General features: G+C 66.6%; 1 pseudogene. It reads right to left on the reverse strand.

Going from position 1 to position 872, the window contains the following annotated elements:
- Positions 1-872, reverse strand: a pseudogene (locus tag JMJ56_RS33160) (IS3 family transposase); the annotation flags it as partial.

The following is an 872-nucleotide window of genomic DNA, read 5'->3' on the forward strand; positions in this document are numbered from 1 at the left end:
GCTGTAGAAGATCTCGCCGTCCAGTAGCTCGTCGCGCAGGCGCGCGTTGAACGACTCCACGTATCCATTCTCCCACGGGCTGCCTGGGGCGATGTAGGCCGTCTTGGCACCGACCGCCGCGATCCAGCCCTGCACCGCCTTGGCTACGAACTCGGGGCCGTTGTCCGAGCGGATGTGCTCGGGCACGCCACGCAGGATGAACAGGTCGGACAGCACGTCGATCACATCCGCTGCCTTGAGCCTGCGCCCCACTCGGATAGCCAAGCATTCGTGGCTGAACTCGTCCAGGACGTTGAGCATCCTGAACTTGCGCCCGTCATGAGTGCGGTCCTCGACGAAATCGTAGCTCCAGACATGGTTCGGCCGCTCTGGGCGCAGCCGAATGCAGGAGCCGTCGGCCAGCCACAGCCGACCACGCTTCGGCTGGCGCGGCGGCACCTTCAGCCCCTCGCGCCGCCAGATCCGCTCCACCCGCTTGGCGTTCACCAGCCAGCCGGCATCTCGCAGCAAGGCCGTGACCTTGCGGTAGCCGTAGCGGCCATACTGCCGCGCCAACTCGATGATGTCGGCCGTGAGTCGCTCTTCGTCGTCCTGGCCCCGCGGCACCTTGCGCTGGGTCGAGCGGTGCTGCCCGAGCACCACGCAAGCGCGGCGCTCGGGGATACCCATCGTGTGCACAATGTGCTCGACACAGGCGCGCCGACGCGCGGGGCTCAGTAGTTTCCCCGGGCGGCCTCGGCCAGAATCTGCTTGTCGAGCGTCAGATCCGCGATCGCCTCGCGTAGCCGGGCGTTCTCCGCCTCGAGGTCTTTCAGGCGCTTCACCTGATCCGACTTCAAGCCCCCGAACTCCCGTCGCCAGCGATAGTAGGT

This window comes from Belnapia arida, assembly GCF_016773205.1.
In the GTDB taxonomy this organism is placed as follows: Bacteria; Pseudomonadota; Alphaproteobacteria; order Acetobacterales; family Acetobacteraceae; genus Belnapia; species Belnapia arida.